Origin of the sequence: Ruminococcus sp. FC2018 (assembly GCF_000621805.1) — a bacterium.
Taxonomy (GTDB): Bacteria; Bacillota; Clostridia; order Oscillospirales; family Ruminococcaceae; genus Hominimerdicola.
Genome location: NZ_JHXH01000002.1, coordinates 195752 through 211998 on the forward strand (window position 1 = coordinate 195752; position 16247 = coordinate 211998).

Genomic DNA, 16247 nt, shown 5'->3' on the forward strand with positions numbered 1-16247 from the left:
ATAAATGGCTGAACATTACTACGACCCTATGCTGTGTTCGTGCTCGCCGGAAAACCCGATGACAATGGGCGTTACAGCAGTGCTTACCGAGCAGATAGATGGAAATCTGCTGAAAGAAGCTGCAGAGGAGCTTCGTGAGCGCTTTGCGTATTTTTATGTAAGAGCGAAGATCGAGGGTAACGATATCGTCGTTATACCCAATCCACTGCCTATGACCGTGCGGAATACCTGGGCACCGATAGAGCTTGCTACAAAAGAGGCTAACTATCACCTTGCAGCAATTAAATATGAGGGTGACCGTATCTGCCTTGAAATAAACCATACTCTGTCTGACGGTGCAGGTGTATTGCCGTTTTTCAAGAGCTTGCTATTTGTCTATCTTTCCAAAAAAACAGGTGTTTCTTTCCCAACTCAGGGCTTTCGTCTGCCCGGAAGCGAGATCCCCAAATCTGAAACGGGCGATCCTTTTGCAGCTGTGGATACCGACAGCATACAAGAACCATTTTACCGGAAAGAACCAACTCAGGACTTTTACCGTCTGCCGTCACGAAACGGTGAAGCGGATCATATCTATTACCTGAAACTGCCCGAAAATGCCGTAATGAAATATTGTAAGGAGAATGACGGAAGCCCGAACGTGCTTTTGGCTGTGCTCATTTCAAGGGCAATAAGACGTGCTGATCCCGAAAGTGAAAAAACTGTCACCGTGTCCGTAGCGATAGACCATAAATCCATGCTTGGCAATTTCGATAATTACAGAATGTTTGCCAATGCCTATGAGCTTGATTTCCCGAAAGAACGTCAGCTTGATGATATCATGAAGTCGTGTACCATTACAAGAGGTCAGCTTATGCTCCAGGCACAGCCCGAAAACTCAGCGTGGTATATAAAAACGAGAAAAATGGGCTTTGAAAAAATGAAGGCGATGCCGCTGCAAATGAAACTGGATATTCTTCCTAAAGCCGCATCAGCAAGCCGCTGGACTGCGTCGGTTTCCTATGTGAACAGCCGCAGCTTCGGTCCTCTTGACCCCTATATCAAGGAGCTTTATTGCCTTGCAGAAGTATGCGCAGTTGATGTTATGTCCGAGATCGCATGCATAAATCACAGCTTCTTTGTCGCATTAGGTCAGCGCAATTCTTCAAGGGAGCTTTTTGAAGCACTGCTGTGCGAGCTTGAACAAGCCAATATTCCATTTAACATCATGAGAGATGAGGAGTATCATCTGTGCGGTCTCAGATACGAGGATCTGTAAGGTGAGATCGCTATGCTGTAAATGTAAGACTATATAGCTACAGTCGGGATAAAACCCGGCTGTTTTTGTTTTGGAGGTGCAAGAAAGAAAAAGATAATGACAGAAGAACAGCAAAGCTACGTATGAGGCGAAAAACTACTTCGATATGGTCGCACCGGGCGTGATAAAGTTCTACCCCGACTACTACATTTGCGGCAATTTCTCTAAATTTTGCTGGGCTGTAACGGAGTATCCGCCGACAATGAGACAAGATCATCTATTGCAATTACAGCATGAATATAATAAAATAACAGCAGTTGGTTAAAAGATTTATTTTATGATACTTGTTGACAACAGCGCATCGGCTCAGAGCAGTAGGAACGCAGCCGTCGATACCGCTGCTGTGAACTACGATCTTTCCGCTTCTGATATGACTATGACAGCTGATCTCAGCTACGTTGTATCAGACACGGAGGAAAACACTGTCACCCTCACCCTTGAGGGCGGCACATTCAAGGAAGGTATCGGTACAGATGATATCCGCCTTGACAACGCTTTTGCACAGATGACTGTGGAGGATGCTGCTGCATCGGGCAATACCCTTACGCTGAAGCTGAAGGGTACACCCGTAAAGAACGAGCAGGTAAACATCTATGAGGCCGGCACCATCGTTGTGCTCGCAAGCGGTATCAGCGATGCCAAGGACTATGTCACAGCAAAGGTACCTGTACAGACACCGTTCATCGGTTTTGATGCAAAGACGATCAAGGTATCAGACGGCAAGGTTACCGCCGACATCATCGTTTATCAGAAGGGTGTTGCTGCGCTCACTAAGGACGATATCACAGTTGAGGGCGTAAGCGTTACAGCTGCTGAGGTCAAGGACGACCATACCGTTGCTCTGACAATGGAGGCTGATGTTAAGTCGGTAAACGAGTTTGCAGCTCTTGTAAACGGCAAGAAGCTGACAGTAGGCGGCGAGGAGAGCACTGCTGCTCTGTCGGAGGTCTATTTCATGGGCTATCTTGATTATGCCGAGCAAAACGGCGATAATCTTGACCTGACTGTGGACCTTTGCTCCTTCAACGGCAATTTTGCAGCCAATGCAAGCGCTGACATGGTATCATTCGGCGGAGACTTTAAGGGTGCCAAGGTCAAGTCCGTTAAGGTCAACGACGGCGATGCAGTGCTGGCACTTTCCGTTCCTGCAAACGGAATGACACCTGAAAACTTTGAGTTCAACGGCGAGGTGACATTTGCTCCTGCTGCCTTTGAGAACGCATGGGGCGAAAAGCCGGCAGCTGCGGTAACAGATAAGAATTTCTATAACGGCACCGCTATGGAAAGAGCATATCAGCCCCAGGGTGAACTTGATGCTAGTACTCTTCTGGATATCCAGAAATATACAAGAGGTCTGGATACCACCTTCGGTGCGGTCTGCTACTACGGTCAGATCGGTATCCAGGTGCTTCAGGGTGCTAAGGCTATCCTTGAGGCCTGCGGTGTGCTTGAATCCGAGCACGCAGCTGTTATGAAGCAGCTCAACAAGATCATCGGTATGATCGAGAATATGCAGAAAACTCTTGATGCTCATACTCTCGAGCTCAAGAAGATCGAGGAGCATTTATCGAAGCAGGATCTTAAGGAGTACGACATTGTTTACAGAAACCTGAACAATGCGCTGAAAGGTCTTCAGGGTACTTTAAGAGATGCCAAGAAGGCTTATGCTCTGACCTACTGGGTAAAGGGCGATGTACTGCCCACCGGATATGCTATCACAGATGCCAGCGGCAAGGAGCTTGCATCTGATGCAGAGATACCCGATGACTACAAGATAAGCACTTCCGACGGTTTGAAAAATCCTTCGGACGTTTTTGGAAAGATCCTTGATCTTGACACCGCTACAGACGCTCAGGTGGGCGAGTATAATCAGGCGATACTGGATTACATAGCCGATCAGGCAAGCAAAAACAACCCTGTCTTCACACAGTTCAATAACAATGTAGCAGGTTTTGAGCTAGCACTTTCAAACGCTTTGGATCTGGTAAATAATGTAGGCAGCAGCTATCAGCCATTTGATGCTTTTGATACCTACTGTGCACAGCATTATAACTTTGATTCTCAGTCCTACGGGCCGAGAGTAGCGATCAGAGAAAATGCGGCTGTTACCTTCACTCAGTCCATGGCTGTTCTGGGAGTTCTGAAAAACATTGCCAAGACTCCCGAGCAGAGCAATTATATCGGTATGAACAAGAAGTACCATGCTGCTATGGAAAAGATCGACAGCAGTGTTCCTGCAGGTCACGGAACAGACGAGATACTTGCTTATCCTCACGGCGGCACAGAGACAGAGGTATCTACAGGCAAGTATATCAAGGATGTAAAGCTTGCAGGTGAGGAGACCTCGGCGGCTGCAAAGAACGACCTTATAATGGAAGGCTATACCGTTGTGGACTATGACCTTAACTCAGGCATTTACGGCGGCAAAAAGATCTATCTCGGCTACACGACGACCGATAACTACAGCGAGGCTATCAAGGATTTCAGAGTGATCGAGACTTCTGCAAAGCCGTCGAGCATGCTCATTGATGATAAATGGTATTATCTCTGTCCTTATATGGGACACAGCGACTTTACAAGCGGCAAGGGCGACCTTAACGCCAGTGCAGGCGGTGCAGACCTTGTCATTTATTACACAAAGACCGAGACCACCGATAAGAGAGCCGTTGAGCGAGTAAGTTTTGGCGGTGCATGGGATCGTGGAACGAGTGCGACCATGCAGAGAGTTTACGATAAAGACGGCACCACCGTACGTGAACTGAATGCAGGTGCAGGCGGCGATGACATCTGGATGCATCAGTACAAGACGAGAAACAGCGCCGGTGAGCAGGAATATATCAGCGAGCTTAACCTTGCTTCCTGCTGGAGCAACGGCGGTGACGACGCCAAGAACGAGCTTAAAAATGCTGGCTATACCGTGCTCGATTACGACCTTAACAACGGTGCAGGCGGCGCATATATTTACTTAGGGTATAAGACGACCACCGATAAGTCTCAGGCGATCACGAAGATGTATTTAAGCGGAACTAAGAATGATCAGGGCATTGTCGTTGACGGCGTCGAATATGCTGCTCTTAATAATATGGTCAATCTGAATTCCGGCAAAAACGCATCGAAGATCTATCTTTATTACTCTAAGCGTACAACTGATGAGCCGCTGACATCCTTGTGGTTCAATAACTACAAAACGGGGTCTCTTCAGGAATGGGATCTTAACGCCGGCGCAGGCGGAGATGATATCTATCTGCATTACGGAAATGCCTTTGATTCCACCAAAACTGAGGTCGTTCCCGAGGAGAATGACCCCGAGTATTACCCCTATTGCTACACGATAGAAAAGAAGGTATATCTCCTCGACTCAAAGACCTATGAGATTTACGGTATCAATGGTGATAACAGGCATTTTAACTTCTCATCAAATCAGCAAACCGAATTTTTGAGCAGAATGCAGAACAGCGCTATGAGAGACGAGCTGTACGATGCAGGACTGCTCAGAGATGAGGATATGTTCAATGACCTGAAAAATCTCCCTCTGAGTACAAGTATGATCAGAAATAAAACTTCAAATCCTATCACTGGTAAATCAGATTACTGGACTGAGGAGATTAATGTCAGTGCTATCGAAAGCGCGGGAAAGAGCACGGTCAATTACAATCCTGCCGCTAAGGCCGTAGGAACATACGATACTATCAACGGTGATGTCAGATATCAAGAGTTCCTTATGCTTGCAGCAGTTGACACTGATTACTCTGCAACACTGCCTGTTGAATCCGATTATGCAAAGGAACTTGCAAGCAAGTTTGAAAACAACAAGCTGTCATACATAATGGATATCGGCGGAAGCTATACAACAAGCAAAGCCTCCAAGGTGATATTCTATAATGCCAACGGAAGTATTGCAGGCTATGCAAGCGTTGCCGACACAAATCCTTCAACAAATCCGCTCAACGGCGACACATACTACGAGCTGAGCCTGAGCAATGTTGCAAGCGCAGCAGCCGCTGAGGCACTGACAGCAAGGTTCTACTTCAACGAGCAGGACTATATAGACCTTACCCCGTATAAATCAGCGACCTTCACAGTGACCTGGCAGAATGCTGACGGAACAGTGCTTGAAACAGACGAGCGTGTTCCTTACGGCACAACACCGCAGTATAACGGTGCAGAGCCCAAGAAGGCAGCAGACAACGATTATGTTTACATATTCAAGGGCTGGAGTCCCGAGGTCAAGGGCGTAACGGCTGACACAGCCTATATTGCGACCTATGATGCATTCCCGAGAAACAACACCGTAACTGTTGTGGCAAAGGACGTAAACGGAAACGATGTTCCTGCAAATCTGACAGGCGGCGGAGCATATGAATACGGTGCATCGGCTACCTTAACTGCTCCCCAGATCGTTGGATACAACTTCATGGGCTGGTATGACAGCCAGGGCGAAAGACTCTTTAGCTCATCGAACACCTATAACTTTACTGTTACCGAGTCGGTAGACCTTATTGCTAAGTACAAGGCTATCGCAAAGGTAAGAGTACAGATCAACGGCGGCAGAAGCTATATGATCGGTGACGAGGAGTTCTCGAACACCTATTATAACACTCATCTCCTCGGTGAGAGAATTACTATCAGATCGCTTGAAGACAATTTTGCATTCTGGCAGAATGACTACGGAATGGTAGTATCTCGCTCCAAGGAGTACACATTTACCGTAACAGGCGAAGATAAGATACTTGCCGTTACAAACACTGTAATGAACACAAAGGTATCTATCGTCTGGGAGTCTGCATACAACCAGATAATCAAGAGCATTCAGCTTAAACCTGACCAGACCACTGATGAGCCTGATCTTCCGACCTACAACGGAAACAAGGCACTTGGCTGGGATTACAACTGCGACGGTGTATATGACAGCAAGGATACTCTTGAAAGAGCAAAGGAGATCGCAGGTGAGAACACCGGCAAGGTCATCATTGTAAAGCCGATCTATGAGCTCAATAACAACACCTACATCATAACCGTCAACGACGGTGCTATCACCTCCGGTGAAGCAAACGCTGACGGAACATTCACTCAGAACACTGTTGTCAGCGTAACAGCTAATGAGCCTATCGCAGGCCAGAAGTTCAGCCACTGGAGAGACGGCGCTTACAGCGTACTGAGCTACAACAAGACCTACTCGTTCTACGCTGACAGAAACCTGACGCTCTACGCTGTATATGTGGATGCAAGTGAAATAGTTGATGCTGTTGGTACAACAGAGATAATCAATATGTTCAAGGATACCGAGAACAAAAAGCTGATCTTTGTATCCTTAAGTACAGTTCCCGAGGGCTGCAAGATCGACAGAGCCGGTGTTATCGCTACAAGTGATGCAAAGGTGGCAGCAAATCCCGATACATTTAGTGTGGATAGTGCAACATTTGTAAGAGGCGATGCAACTGAAAAGAATTCTTGTCGTTTCACCTGGACAAAGAGCAAGGTCAATGTTGGTGATACGTGGTATGTAAGAGCATATCTTGCATATACCGATAAAGCCGGTAATACACATGAGTTGCTTGGTGATATAGTTTCACAGACTATGTAATTTAGGGGGCGAAATAAATGAAAGAATATAAAGAGATCGAGCTTGAGATAATCAGATTTGAAACTGATGATGTAATTACTGAAAGTAATCCTGACATTCATGATGGCGGAGCCGGTGACTGATTACTGATTTTAACATCAATTTCTGAGGGAGACGGGGATATCCCGTCTCCTTTTTCTTGAAAGAGAGATGTGTATGAAGAAAACTATTTGTATGGTGATCGCTGCGCTTTTCGCAGCGGTGACGCTTGCCTTCACAGCATTTGCCGATGATACGAAATATTCTCACGGGTATTTCTATTACCATGTCCATGAGGGCTATGTTTCGATATGCGGCTATTTCGGCGACGAAAAGTCGGTCGAGATACCCGCCAGCATTGCAGGCAGACCTGTCTCGGAAATAGAACATAATGCTTTCAAAGGCTGCAGCTGCATTGAGCAGATAGAAGTTCCCGATACTATAATGTATTCTTATGATGATTCATTTGCGGGGGCAAGCTCGCTTAAAACGATAAGCTGCAAATCTGCTGAGGTGAAGATAATTGCCCCAAAGGGCGTTGAGGTGATCTACCCCGGCGGAAAGCAGAGCACAAAGGAAACTGCGGCAACCAAATCAACAACAGCAGGCACGAAACAAACTGCTGCAACAACAAACAAGTCATCAGCCGCTCAGAAGGGGACAAATCCAACAAGCAGTTCATCAGGCAGCGTGACAGTTACTACACAGTCGACAACGTCACAAACAAAAGGCATATCTGACAGCGGATATGAAGATGACAGCATACCTGACACAAGCACTTTGGACGAAAGCAAGTCTGATAGCTCGCAAAGCGAAAGCTCTGTTGGATCGGATAGCAGCGTGTCTGCTAAAGACTCGGTGTCCAAGGCTGAGGAATCCTCAACGGCAGAGGAAAAAAGCAGTTCCGCAGGAAGTGTGATAATAATAGCCCTCGCCTGTGCAGCCGTAGCTGCTGCGGTAATTGCTATGCTTACTTATAAGAAGAAAAAAGGTTGACTTGTTGACCTGAACTAAAAACGAGAATTGCATTTAAGCGATTCTCGCTTTTTATTACATAATAATAGTATGAGAATACGAAACTACGACCTTCGGGTCATAAGTTTTGCTTTTTGCACGGGTATGTAAAAAGAAAAAACGTCCGTAATAGTTACGAACGTTTTGTTGATTTTCTCCTTTTCGGTTGTTTTGTTTTTATTTCAGTGTGTGAAGTGAACGAGGCACATAACTCCGCTAGCTGCTGCAAGAATTCCCATGAATACGAACATATTTGCTTTCCTCCTTTCTGTTATATTTTATATCCGATCTTATCTTTTGCTGATGATTGACATTGTTATGATCGCACTTGTCTCAAAGCCAATGATCGCTGCTCCAATAATGATACCTGCTATCATTTCGCTTTCCTCCTTTCTGATGATTTATTTTACCGCTTATATTTTGCTTACAAGATAAATTGCAAAAGTACCGAGTCCGGCTGCCGCTGCTGCCGTGAGTCCGGCTACTGCTACTGCTGTGATCATTTCATTTCTCTCCTTTCTGTTTTGTTTGTTTCCCTTGCTGTGTCTATATAATAACACGCATTTACGCCATTTTCAATGAGCAAAGCAGCGCACGTTTGTTGCTTAACGAACACCACTGCGACAGGGCGTTGGTTAAGCAACAAAACACATATAAATTGTCGCAGAACTATTGCAAAACAGAAAAAAATATGCTATACTTGACGCGGAAACAACAATATTAATTATAAAGAGAGGTAATGACTATGCCTGAAAAATCGACAGACCGCCGTGCGTTAAAGACCAGAAAGGCTCTTACCAACGCTCTTGCTGAGCTGCTTACCGAAAAGCAGCTCCACAAGATAACCGTTCAGGAAATATGCGATAAAGCCGAACTGAACAGAGGCACTCTGTACAGGCACTATCTTGATGTGTACGACCTTTACGATAAGATAGAAAATGAGACTATCGTGGCATTTGCATTGCTTCTTTTAGATGTACAGGATCAGTCCACAGATGAATTCTTCAGAAAGATAATAGATTATATCTCCCACAACCGCAGCATTTTTAAAATGGTGTTCAGTCCCAATACAACAGGTCAGCTGCGAATAAAGCTGTGCAGCATCATCAAAGGTGTTTTCCAGCAGAAACAGATAGAAAAAGAAGGCGCTCAGAGGCTTGATGAAACAGAGCTGGAGCTTATGTGCTCATATCGAGCGCAGGGCTGTGCTGCCATAATCTCTGACTGGGTCACTGGAGATTTCAAAGAGCCTGAGGACGTTATTGTGAAGATCATTTCAAAGCTTGACAGCAACACCGAAAAATTATTCTGAACATAAAAACAGCACCCATACCCCGTTTGTTACAAGGGTAAAGGTGCTGTTGTTTTTTATCTGATGTCAAACACGTCGCTCAATCCTGTGAGTTTAAATACTTTCATATTCTCATCTGATACATTTTTAAGTGTCATTGTTCCCCCGTGGGCATCAAGCGTTTGCAGCGAAGCGACCAGAACACGCAAGCCCGCACTGGATATGTATTTGAGCTTTTCCATATCGATCGTCAGGTTATCTATGCTTTTCAGCTCCGGCCTCAGCTTTTCTTCAAGCTGCGGCGATGAATTTACATCGAGCTTACCGTCAAGCTCCACGGTCAGTTTATTCCTGAGCTTTGTCATTTTGATCTCCATTGTTATCCCTCCTGTTATCTTTTAAGGTTACAGCAAGCATTGTCAGATCGTCAAACTGCTGTGCCTGCCCGACAAACTCGTTGACCTGCGCATGGACGCTTTCAAGAAGTTCTTTGGGCAGTTTGCCTTTGTTTGCACACAGCACTTGTGTGATCCTTTGCTCGCCAAATTGTTCATCATCAGTATTTGCCGCCTCTGCCACGCCGTCGGTGTACACAAAAAGCGTACCGCCCTTTTGCAGCGCAAACTCGTATTGTGTATATCTGGCGTTATCGAACAAGCCTGCTATCAGTCCGTGTGGCTCTTCAAGCATAGCAAATTCGCCGCCCGGCTGATGTATTATCGGTATTTCGTGCCCGGCATTGACGGCAGTTACTTTGCCTGTTGATATTTCAAGGATGCCCAGCCAGACTGTGACGAACATCTTTTGCTTATTGTTTGCGCAGATAGTCTGATTTGCCCTCTCCATTACCTCTTTGGGCGACAGCCCCATCATTGTAAGGTTTCGGATAAGGTTTTTGGACATCATCATAAACAGCGCCGCAGGAACGCCCTTTCCCGAAACATCGGCAATAACAAGTGCAAGGTGGTAATCGTCCACAAGGAAGAAATCATAGAAATCTCCGCCGACCTCCTTTGCGGGAGTCATAGAGGCATAGATGTCAAAATCCTCTCTGCCCGGGAAAGCAGGGAAATCGCTGGGAAGCTGGTCTGCCTGTATCTTTTTTGCCATCTCCAGTTCCGCAGCAGCCCTTTCTCGTTCTCCCGTGAGCTTTACCATCTCACTGGTGTAATACTCGATCTCCTTTGCAAGCCCTGATATATCTTCCGACAAAAGACCAAACTCGTTTTTCTCCTTTATCTGTGTCATCTGGGAGATGACCTTTCCGCTGTCCTTGTCTTGGGTATATTCACGCACGACACGCTGGATCTTTTTGATAGGTGAGACCGCTCTGCTGTATATGATATATTGCATCAGAATAATAACGAACAGCAGCCCGGCCAATATTATCATAAAAACTATACGAAGATTGAACAGGACTTGGGCACGGAAATCGTCCCAGTTCGATGCGACACCGAAAACAGCTTTGACCTCACCGTTGACAGCGATCGGTATATAGCATATATAATAGTTGCCCTCATCAGGAAAATCCTTTGCTCTTTCAAATACTGAATTTTCCATGGGATTATTCATAAGTTTTTTGATACCCGAATGGTCGGAAAGGTCAAAATCAAAACGTTCTCCCGTCTTTTTGCAGGTACCATGCGAATAAAACGCATATATGACTGTTCCCATATACTGTTCACTCGTATCCATGATAAACGAGTATGTCTGTTTAGTATTGTAAAACGACAGGGTATAGTCCGCAAATATATCAACGATATTGTTTTGGGTGATCTTGGCATAAGCCCTTTCGATCAGTTCGGAATGCCCCGACACTTCATCTGTATAGCTTTCCGGCTTGTGACCGAGCTGATCCACAAAATCATTATAGGCTTTACTCTCTTCCTCTGTGAGCTTTTCATTCATCACATCGGGGTGCTCCTCACAGTATTTCAGATACCAGTTCAGATCTTTATCCAGTATTTCATTCAAACGGACAAATGAAGAATACGCTGCATCCTCTATATAGACATTCTGTGCTTTAAGGTATTCGTCTATCGAAACACTGTACATCAGCCACATTATCCCCACAGTTATCAGCAGGAAGATAGGGATCAGTATGATGCTTATCTGAAAGAACAGTTTATTGTTTTTGATCTTACCGTTCTTTTTCATGCGCTGCCCCCTTTCCCTCACCTTTGAAATGTATTATAACATATCCGATCATATTTTGCAACATTTATATTCGTATATGTTGCTTATGCAACAGCTTGTCGCAGCTTTGTTCGCTAAGCAACAAGAACGCAATTTATTGCCCATTGAATAGTGCGCAAATGCGTGTTATTATATAGACACAGAAAGGGAAACAGACCCGATAAACAAGAACAAAACGGAGGAAACTGAAATGAGTAAAACATCTAAAACATCAAACGTAACAAAGAGAACAGTGAGTGCCCTGCTCACAGCAGCAATGATGACAACGACAGTTGCAACTATCTCGGCATCGGCAAATAACGCACCGATAAGATCTGCTTCGTCGGTCATCACGATAGATGAGTATTTCAACAGAGCTGTTGAAGGCAAGAGCTACAAGCAAGTGATGGATATGTGGGTAAAGGCATCGAGCGATCCCACAGAGGTATTCCCCGACGGTGCAGAGATCACGGGCGAAAAGCAGGAAGTGGTGGAGCAGCAGGCAGTGACCAAGCTCAGACGATACGCTGCAAGCATCACGACTACTTTGATAAAATACGGGCTCAAGTCCTGCTGCGAAGGACTTGACGGTGCACTCGGAGAGCCTGTAAAGGTCATCTCAGAGAAGATATTCGATGTCAAGGAAGATGCTACGAATACTGAGGTTCTCAATACCGTTAATGCCAACACCAATAAGATCATTGACACTATCATGTCGGCAGAAAACAAGATCATCAATAATGGCTGCAATCTTAACGTTGACAGCAAGTACGGTGAGGCTCTGGACAAGCTGGAAGCAGCAGCAAAAACATACCGTGACGGCATCTCGCTCGCAATGCAGAAGAGAAACAGCCGTGAACGTATTGTTGAGGTTGCAAACGTACTGGGCGATATGGACAACTGGGCAAAGGACAATCTCGTTGACAAGCTCAGCATCGCAAATGAGTATTTTACCTCGGAGCATTGCTCGGCAGACCCTCTCCACGGTTACAACATCTACAAAATGGCAATGCAGAAGACTATCGACAACGGTGCAAAGTTTATGAGAGAAGCTGTTGAGAATTCGCAGAGCTACATTAAGGAAAAGACAAACAAGTATTTCAGATCCTGCATGACAATGCTTGAAATGCTCTCGGCTATGAATCAGGTCGACCAGCTCAAAGCAGAGGACGTTGCAAAGATGTCTCAGAAGCATCAGAGGATGTATGAAAAACTCAAGGACGGTGCAGGCAAGGCAAGCTACTATGAGGCAAAGATCCTCGACGGTCTTTTCGGCGACAACGGCGTAGTTACTAAATCAGCTAAGTACATCGAATGCAAGAACACAGAGCCTACAACATTTGTCGGCAGAGGTCCTGATAAGCCCGTTAAGCTGTCAGCAAATCTTGAGAGCAGATGCGGCGAGTATTTCATCCATCGCACTACGACTCTGAAGGTACTTACGCACCTTGATTGGAAATGGTCAAACGGCGGCGATACGTATATGTTTGAACGGGGAGGACTCACAGGAAGTGAACTTGAATCTATCTGTAAGCATGCGATCAACATCGGATATACAGTAGCGAACTATCTGAGAAAGAACGGTTTTATTCTCAGCGATAGTATAAAGGATAACAAAGATGCAGTTGTTCTGGCAACTTCACATTACAACGATCACCACGGCAAAGCTTTTGCTCACTATTATGCAGATGAAGGCTTAACCGGCTACGATATGTTCAAGACCACCTATGCAAAGAACGCAGATCCTAAAAAGTGGGCTATATTGAAACACGAGCAGCTGGGCTTGTGGGTACCGGTAACTATCTCCGGAAAGTACGAGAATGACAGGGTTTTCGTTTTCTTCAAAAAGGCATAACAGAAAAATACAATAACACATCAAGTCCGAGAACGAGTTTTCGTCCTCGGATTTTTTATGCTCAAAACGCAAATGACAGCCCCGAGCAAAAACGCAAAAAAAGCCCTCACACATCTCTGTGCGAGGGCTTGGCCGAGCGTGCAGTGCACGGTTTGTGCACTGCTGTGCACTGGTTGCGGGAGCAGGATTTGAACCTACGACCTTCGGGTTATGAGAACGTGTCAATGAATATATTAAACTATGCTAATCTCTGCTAATCTCGGCTGATTAACGCTTTGAGAGCTTTTACATAACGTAACATATGCTGATTTTAGGTAGGTTTCGTGAAAAAGGTGTCCTTTTGGTGTCCTGGGGTGAGATTTTGGATTTTGGCGTCCTAGAAAATATTAAACTGGATTTTTGTGGTTTTGAGGACACCATAAAAACCCGATGGTCGTAGGTTCGTTAAAATAACTAAAACTACTAATGATAAACGGTTTAAGCCGTAGAACAGAATAGTACGACCATCGGGGTGGAAGAACGTGTATAGGAATATATTAAACAATGCTAATCTCTGCTAATTTCGGTTGATTAACGCTTTGCGGGATTTTACATAACCTAACATATGCTGATTTTACTCAACTTTTGAGAAAAAGGTGTCCTTTTGGTGTCCTGGGGTGAGATTTTGGTTTTTGGTGTCCTAGAAAATATGAAACTAAAAAAATCGGTGTCCTGGAACCCCGGAGGTCGTAGATTCGTCAAAACAACTAAAACTACTAATAATAAACGCTTTATAGCATATAACAGATCAGTACGACCATCGGGGTGGGCAAAAACTGCTGTTTTTTGATATGAGAAAACAACGTATTTACGGCGATTATCGGATTTTGGTGTCCTAGCGGTGTCCTGGAGCATTGGTAATAGCGAGGCTGAAAGAGTGCGGATTCGATGCTATCCATTTCACGAACCCCATCAGCTCTTGTTTTTTTGCTTATTGTTTCAAACCGATTGAAATCGAGGAGGGATTGTGGTATAATTATTAATCAACAACGGATAATATCATTAGATTGCTCATAGGAGACTAACTATGAAACAAGAAGATTCTACATAAAAGAAAGGACTGTAAAAATGCTGGTATTGATTGATGGAGAGCTAAAAAGCGTTGGAAAATGGGAAATGCTCCTACAGCGTGACTTCCCATTTATGAGACAGGATTCGGATAGTGACGGCTCCAATATCTACAGAAAATGGGGCTTTGAATGCGGCGGAGGCTGGTATAAGCTTCTGAGGGCTTGCTGCGAGTCCATTGTTAAACGATACGCAGAAGACGGGATTGGAATAGGGGAGATTGACTTTGAACCCACCCAGATCAAAGAAAAATACGGAACGCTGCGCTTTTATTATAGTTATACGGATGCTCCTTGTGGAATAGCTGCATTTGATAACCTTGCTACAGGAGAAAGTATCCGTATTGAACCAAAATCGAAAGCGGATATAGATGATGCTAAGGCAAAGCTTAGACATGACATCTGCGCTATAGTAAGAGCTGCGGAAGAAGAGAGCAGCCACACTTGTGAGATTTGTGGCGCTGAAGGAAAATTGAGAAACGATTCTGATTTGGGCATCCATTGGGTGCGTACATTGTGCGATTCATGCCATGAAGATCGCATTAAAAAGGCTATAGAAAAAAGAAAGAAGATGAATGAAAACAGTTAGTGGAGATACAGCTTTAGATTCTTACCACTCAATTATTATACGACCATTGAGCAGACAACCCGATGGTCGTATATTTTGCTTTAATTGGATTATGGTTGTCAGTCAGTTTATCTGAGGGTAGTGACACGACAGCGCAAATTATCAAAACTAAGAATTATAATATTTGTAAATGCGCTTGATTTTCAAGGTGCATTATGATACAATTAATGATGGTGATATAAAATATGAGTAAGAATAAAACTGATAAACCTCTTCCAGACCTGGTATATGATGCAAACAAAAAACGATGGGAGTATTATAATAAGATTTATCCTTCATTTAAGATCAATCCTAAATTACTGTATCGAAATACAAACAAAACACGATTGGTTGGTCGATTTAAGTATTCTAATGGTGATCTCCAAAATGCAATAGAGATTGAACACATAAGTAAAAAACAACATCTTAAGAAATCAAAAAAAGAATGGTCAATAGTGCTATCGGGAGATTGTTTCTTTAATTTCAGTGAAAAGAAGATAAATTCATTTATAAAAACAATCAAACCAAATAAAGAAGAAACATTGAAACTTCTTAAATCGTGTGCTGATAATTATCTGAGTGACGAGAACTGCGTTTTGATGCCTGTAACAGGTGCCATGAACAACATAAAAGGAAAAGCTTATTTCCCCAAAGATGACACTTTGGCCATAAGCGGAAATGGACGCAGACCATCTAATGCCTATGATCGACCAGATACTCTCATTTATATGCTAGATCAGTTTTATAGTAAAAAGAAAAAAAGTTATCGTTATACGATGCAGGATTATTCTTTAGCAGCAGCATCTTTCGTGATTCATTAAATGGAATGAATTTTTCGGAATACTACAATTTCATGAACTCATTTAATTCAGCAGATGATTTTTGCCGTGTGCTTTTTAAAATGGATTCAGACTTTACTAAAAGAATGATCGATTCAGGTAAGAAACCGATTAAATCAGAGGATAATCTACTGAATTATCTAAATCTTGCTCAAGATTATTGGGAAAGCAGAAAAACCAAAAGGGGCGATGAAAAAAGTTTCCCCATCTCATTGCGTTCAATATAACAGAATAAAAAACAAAGCACAAGAACAGTATCAAAGGAAGAATGTCTGAAAGTGATTACTGGTTGGTTTTAGTTAGTAGATATTTAAGTAGGTGGATACAATTTGAATAGATTCCCTTTGTATCAAACTAAGAATTCAGTGAATCTACGCTAGTTTCTAAACATCACACAATAGAATAACTGTTCAAAGCTCAAGAGATTTCGACTGCTCGTACAAATTGGTTCAAACGAACCGATA

Annotated in this window: 9 protein-coding genes; 7 read left to right on the forward strand and 2 right to left on the reverse strand. The window is 44.0% G+C overall.

All coding sequences use genetic code 11. From position 1 onward, the window contains the following. Positions 1-4: 4 nt before the first annotated feature. The 4 genes from T494_RS0102220 (at position 5) to T494_RS0102250 (ending at position 9222) form a co-directional block, all read left to right on the forward strand. Complete coding sequence (locus T494_RS0102220; protein WP_028504888.1) at positions 5-1255, forward strand: hypothetical protein; 1251 nt, start codon at positions 5-7, stop codon at positions 1253-1255. Between the two features lie 316 nt (positions 1256-1571). Beyond that, complete coding sequence (locus tag T494_RS0102225) at positions 1572-6878, forward strand: InlB B-repeat-containing protein (RefSeq protein WP_028504889.1); 5307 nt, start codon at positions 1572-1574, stop codon at positions 6876-6878. Between the two features lie 195 nt (positions 6879-7073). After that, on the forward strand, positions 7074-7892 hold the full coding sequence (locus T494_RS0102235) for a leucine-rich repeat protein (RefSeq protein ID WP_028504890.1): 819 nt from the start codon (positions 7074-7076) through the stop codon (positions 7890-7892). 763 nt (positions 7893-8655) lie between these two features. Further along, positions 8656-9222, forward strand: coding sequence for a TetR/AcrR family transcriptional regulator (locus T494_RS0102250; RefSeq protein WP_028504891.1), 567 nt, complete (start codon positions 8656-8658; stop codon positions 9220-9222). 56 nt (positions 9223-9278) lie between these two features. On the opposite strand, the gene T494_RS0102255 is transcribed toward T494_RS0102250, so the two are convergent. Beyond that, positions 9279-9578 carry an STAS domain-containing protein gene (locus T494_RS0102255; RefSeq protein WP_028504892.1) on the reverse strand — a complete coding sequence of 100 codons (300 nt, stop codon included), beginning with the start codon at positions 9576-9578 and terminating at the stop codon, positions 9279-9281. Beyond that, positions 9547-11358, reverse strand: coding sequence for a PP2C family protein-serine/threonine phosphatase (locus tag T494_RS13275; protein WP_051539914.1), 1812 nt, complete (start codon positions 11356-11358; stop codon positions 9547-9549). Before T494_RS13275 ends, T494_RS0102255 begins: the two co-directional genes overlap by 32 nt. Positions 11359-11587: 229 nt before the next feature. On the opposite strand from T494_RS13275, the gene T494_RS0102265 reads away from it, so the two are divergent. The 3 genes from T494_RS0102265 (at position 11588) to T494_RS0102275 (ending at position 15765) form a co-directional block, all read left to right on the forward strand. Beyond that, complete coding sequence (locus T494_RS0102265; RefSeq protein WP_028504893.1) at positions 11588-13231, forward strand: hypothetical protein; 1644 nt, start codon at positions 11588-11590, stop codon at positions 13229-13231. Positions 13232-14338: 1107 nt separating this feature from the next. Then, entirely contained in the window at positions 14339-14926 is a 588-nt protein-coding gene (locus T494_RS0102270; protein WP_081777195.1) for a hypothetical protein, read from the forward strand. 224 nt (positions 14927-15150) lie between these two features. Continuing rightward, entirely contained in the window at positions 15151-15765 is a 615-nt protein-coding gene (locus tag T494_RS0102275; protein WP_028504895.1) for a hypothetical protein, read from the forward strand. Positions 15766-16247: the final 482 nt, after the last annotated feature.

Coding starts and splice junctions, on each gene's coding strand:
- T494_RS0102220 (WP_028504888.1), top strand. CDS start 5: ATGGCTGAACATTACTACGACCCTATGCTGTGTTCGTGCTCGCCGGAA.
- T494_RS0102225 (WP_028504889.1), top strand. CDS start 1,572: ATGATACTTGTTGACAACAGCGCATCGGCTCAGAGCAGTAGGAACGCA.
- T494_RS0102235 (WP_028504890.1), top strand. CDS start 7,074: ATGAAGAAAACTATTTGTATGGTGATCGCTGCGCTTTTCGCAGCGGTG.
- T494_RS0102250 (WP_028504891.1), top strand. CDS start 8,656: ATGCCTGAAAAATCGACAGACCGCCGTGCGTTAAAGACCAGAAAGGCT.
- T494_RS0102255 (WP_028504892.1), bottom strand. CDS start 9,578: ATGGAGATCAAAATGACAAAGCTCAGGAATAAACTGACCGTGGAGCTT.
- T494_RS13275 (WP_051539914.1), bottom strand. CDS start 11,358: ATGAAAAAGAACGGTAAGATCAAAAACAATAAACTGTTCTTTCAGATA.
- T494_RS0102265 (WP_028504893.1), top strand. CDS start 11,588: ATGAGTAAAACATCTAAAACATCAAACGTAACAAAGAGAACAGTGAGT.
- T494_RS0102270 (WP_081777195.1), top strand. CDS start 14,339: ATGCTGGTATTGATTGATGGAGAGCTAAAAAGCGTTGGAAAATGGGAA.
- T494_RS0102275 (WP_028504895.1), top strand. CDS start 15,151: ATGAGTAAGAATAAAACTGATAAACCTCTTCCAGACCTGGTATATGAT.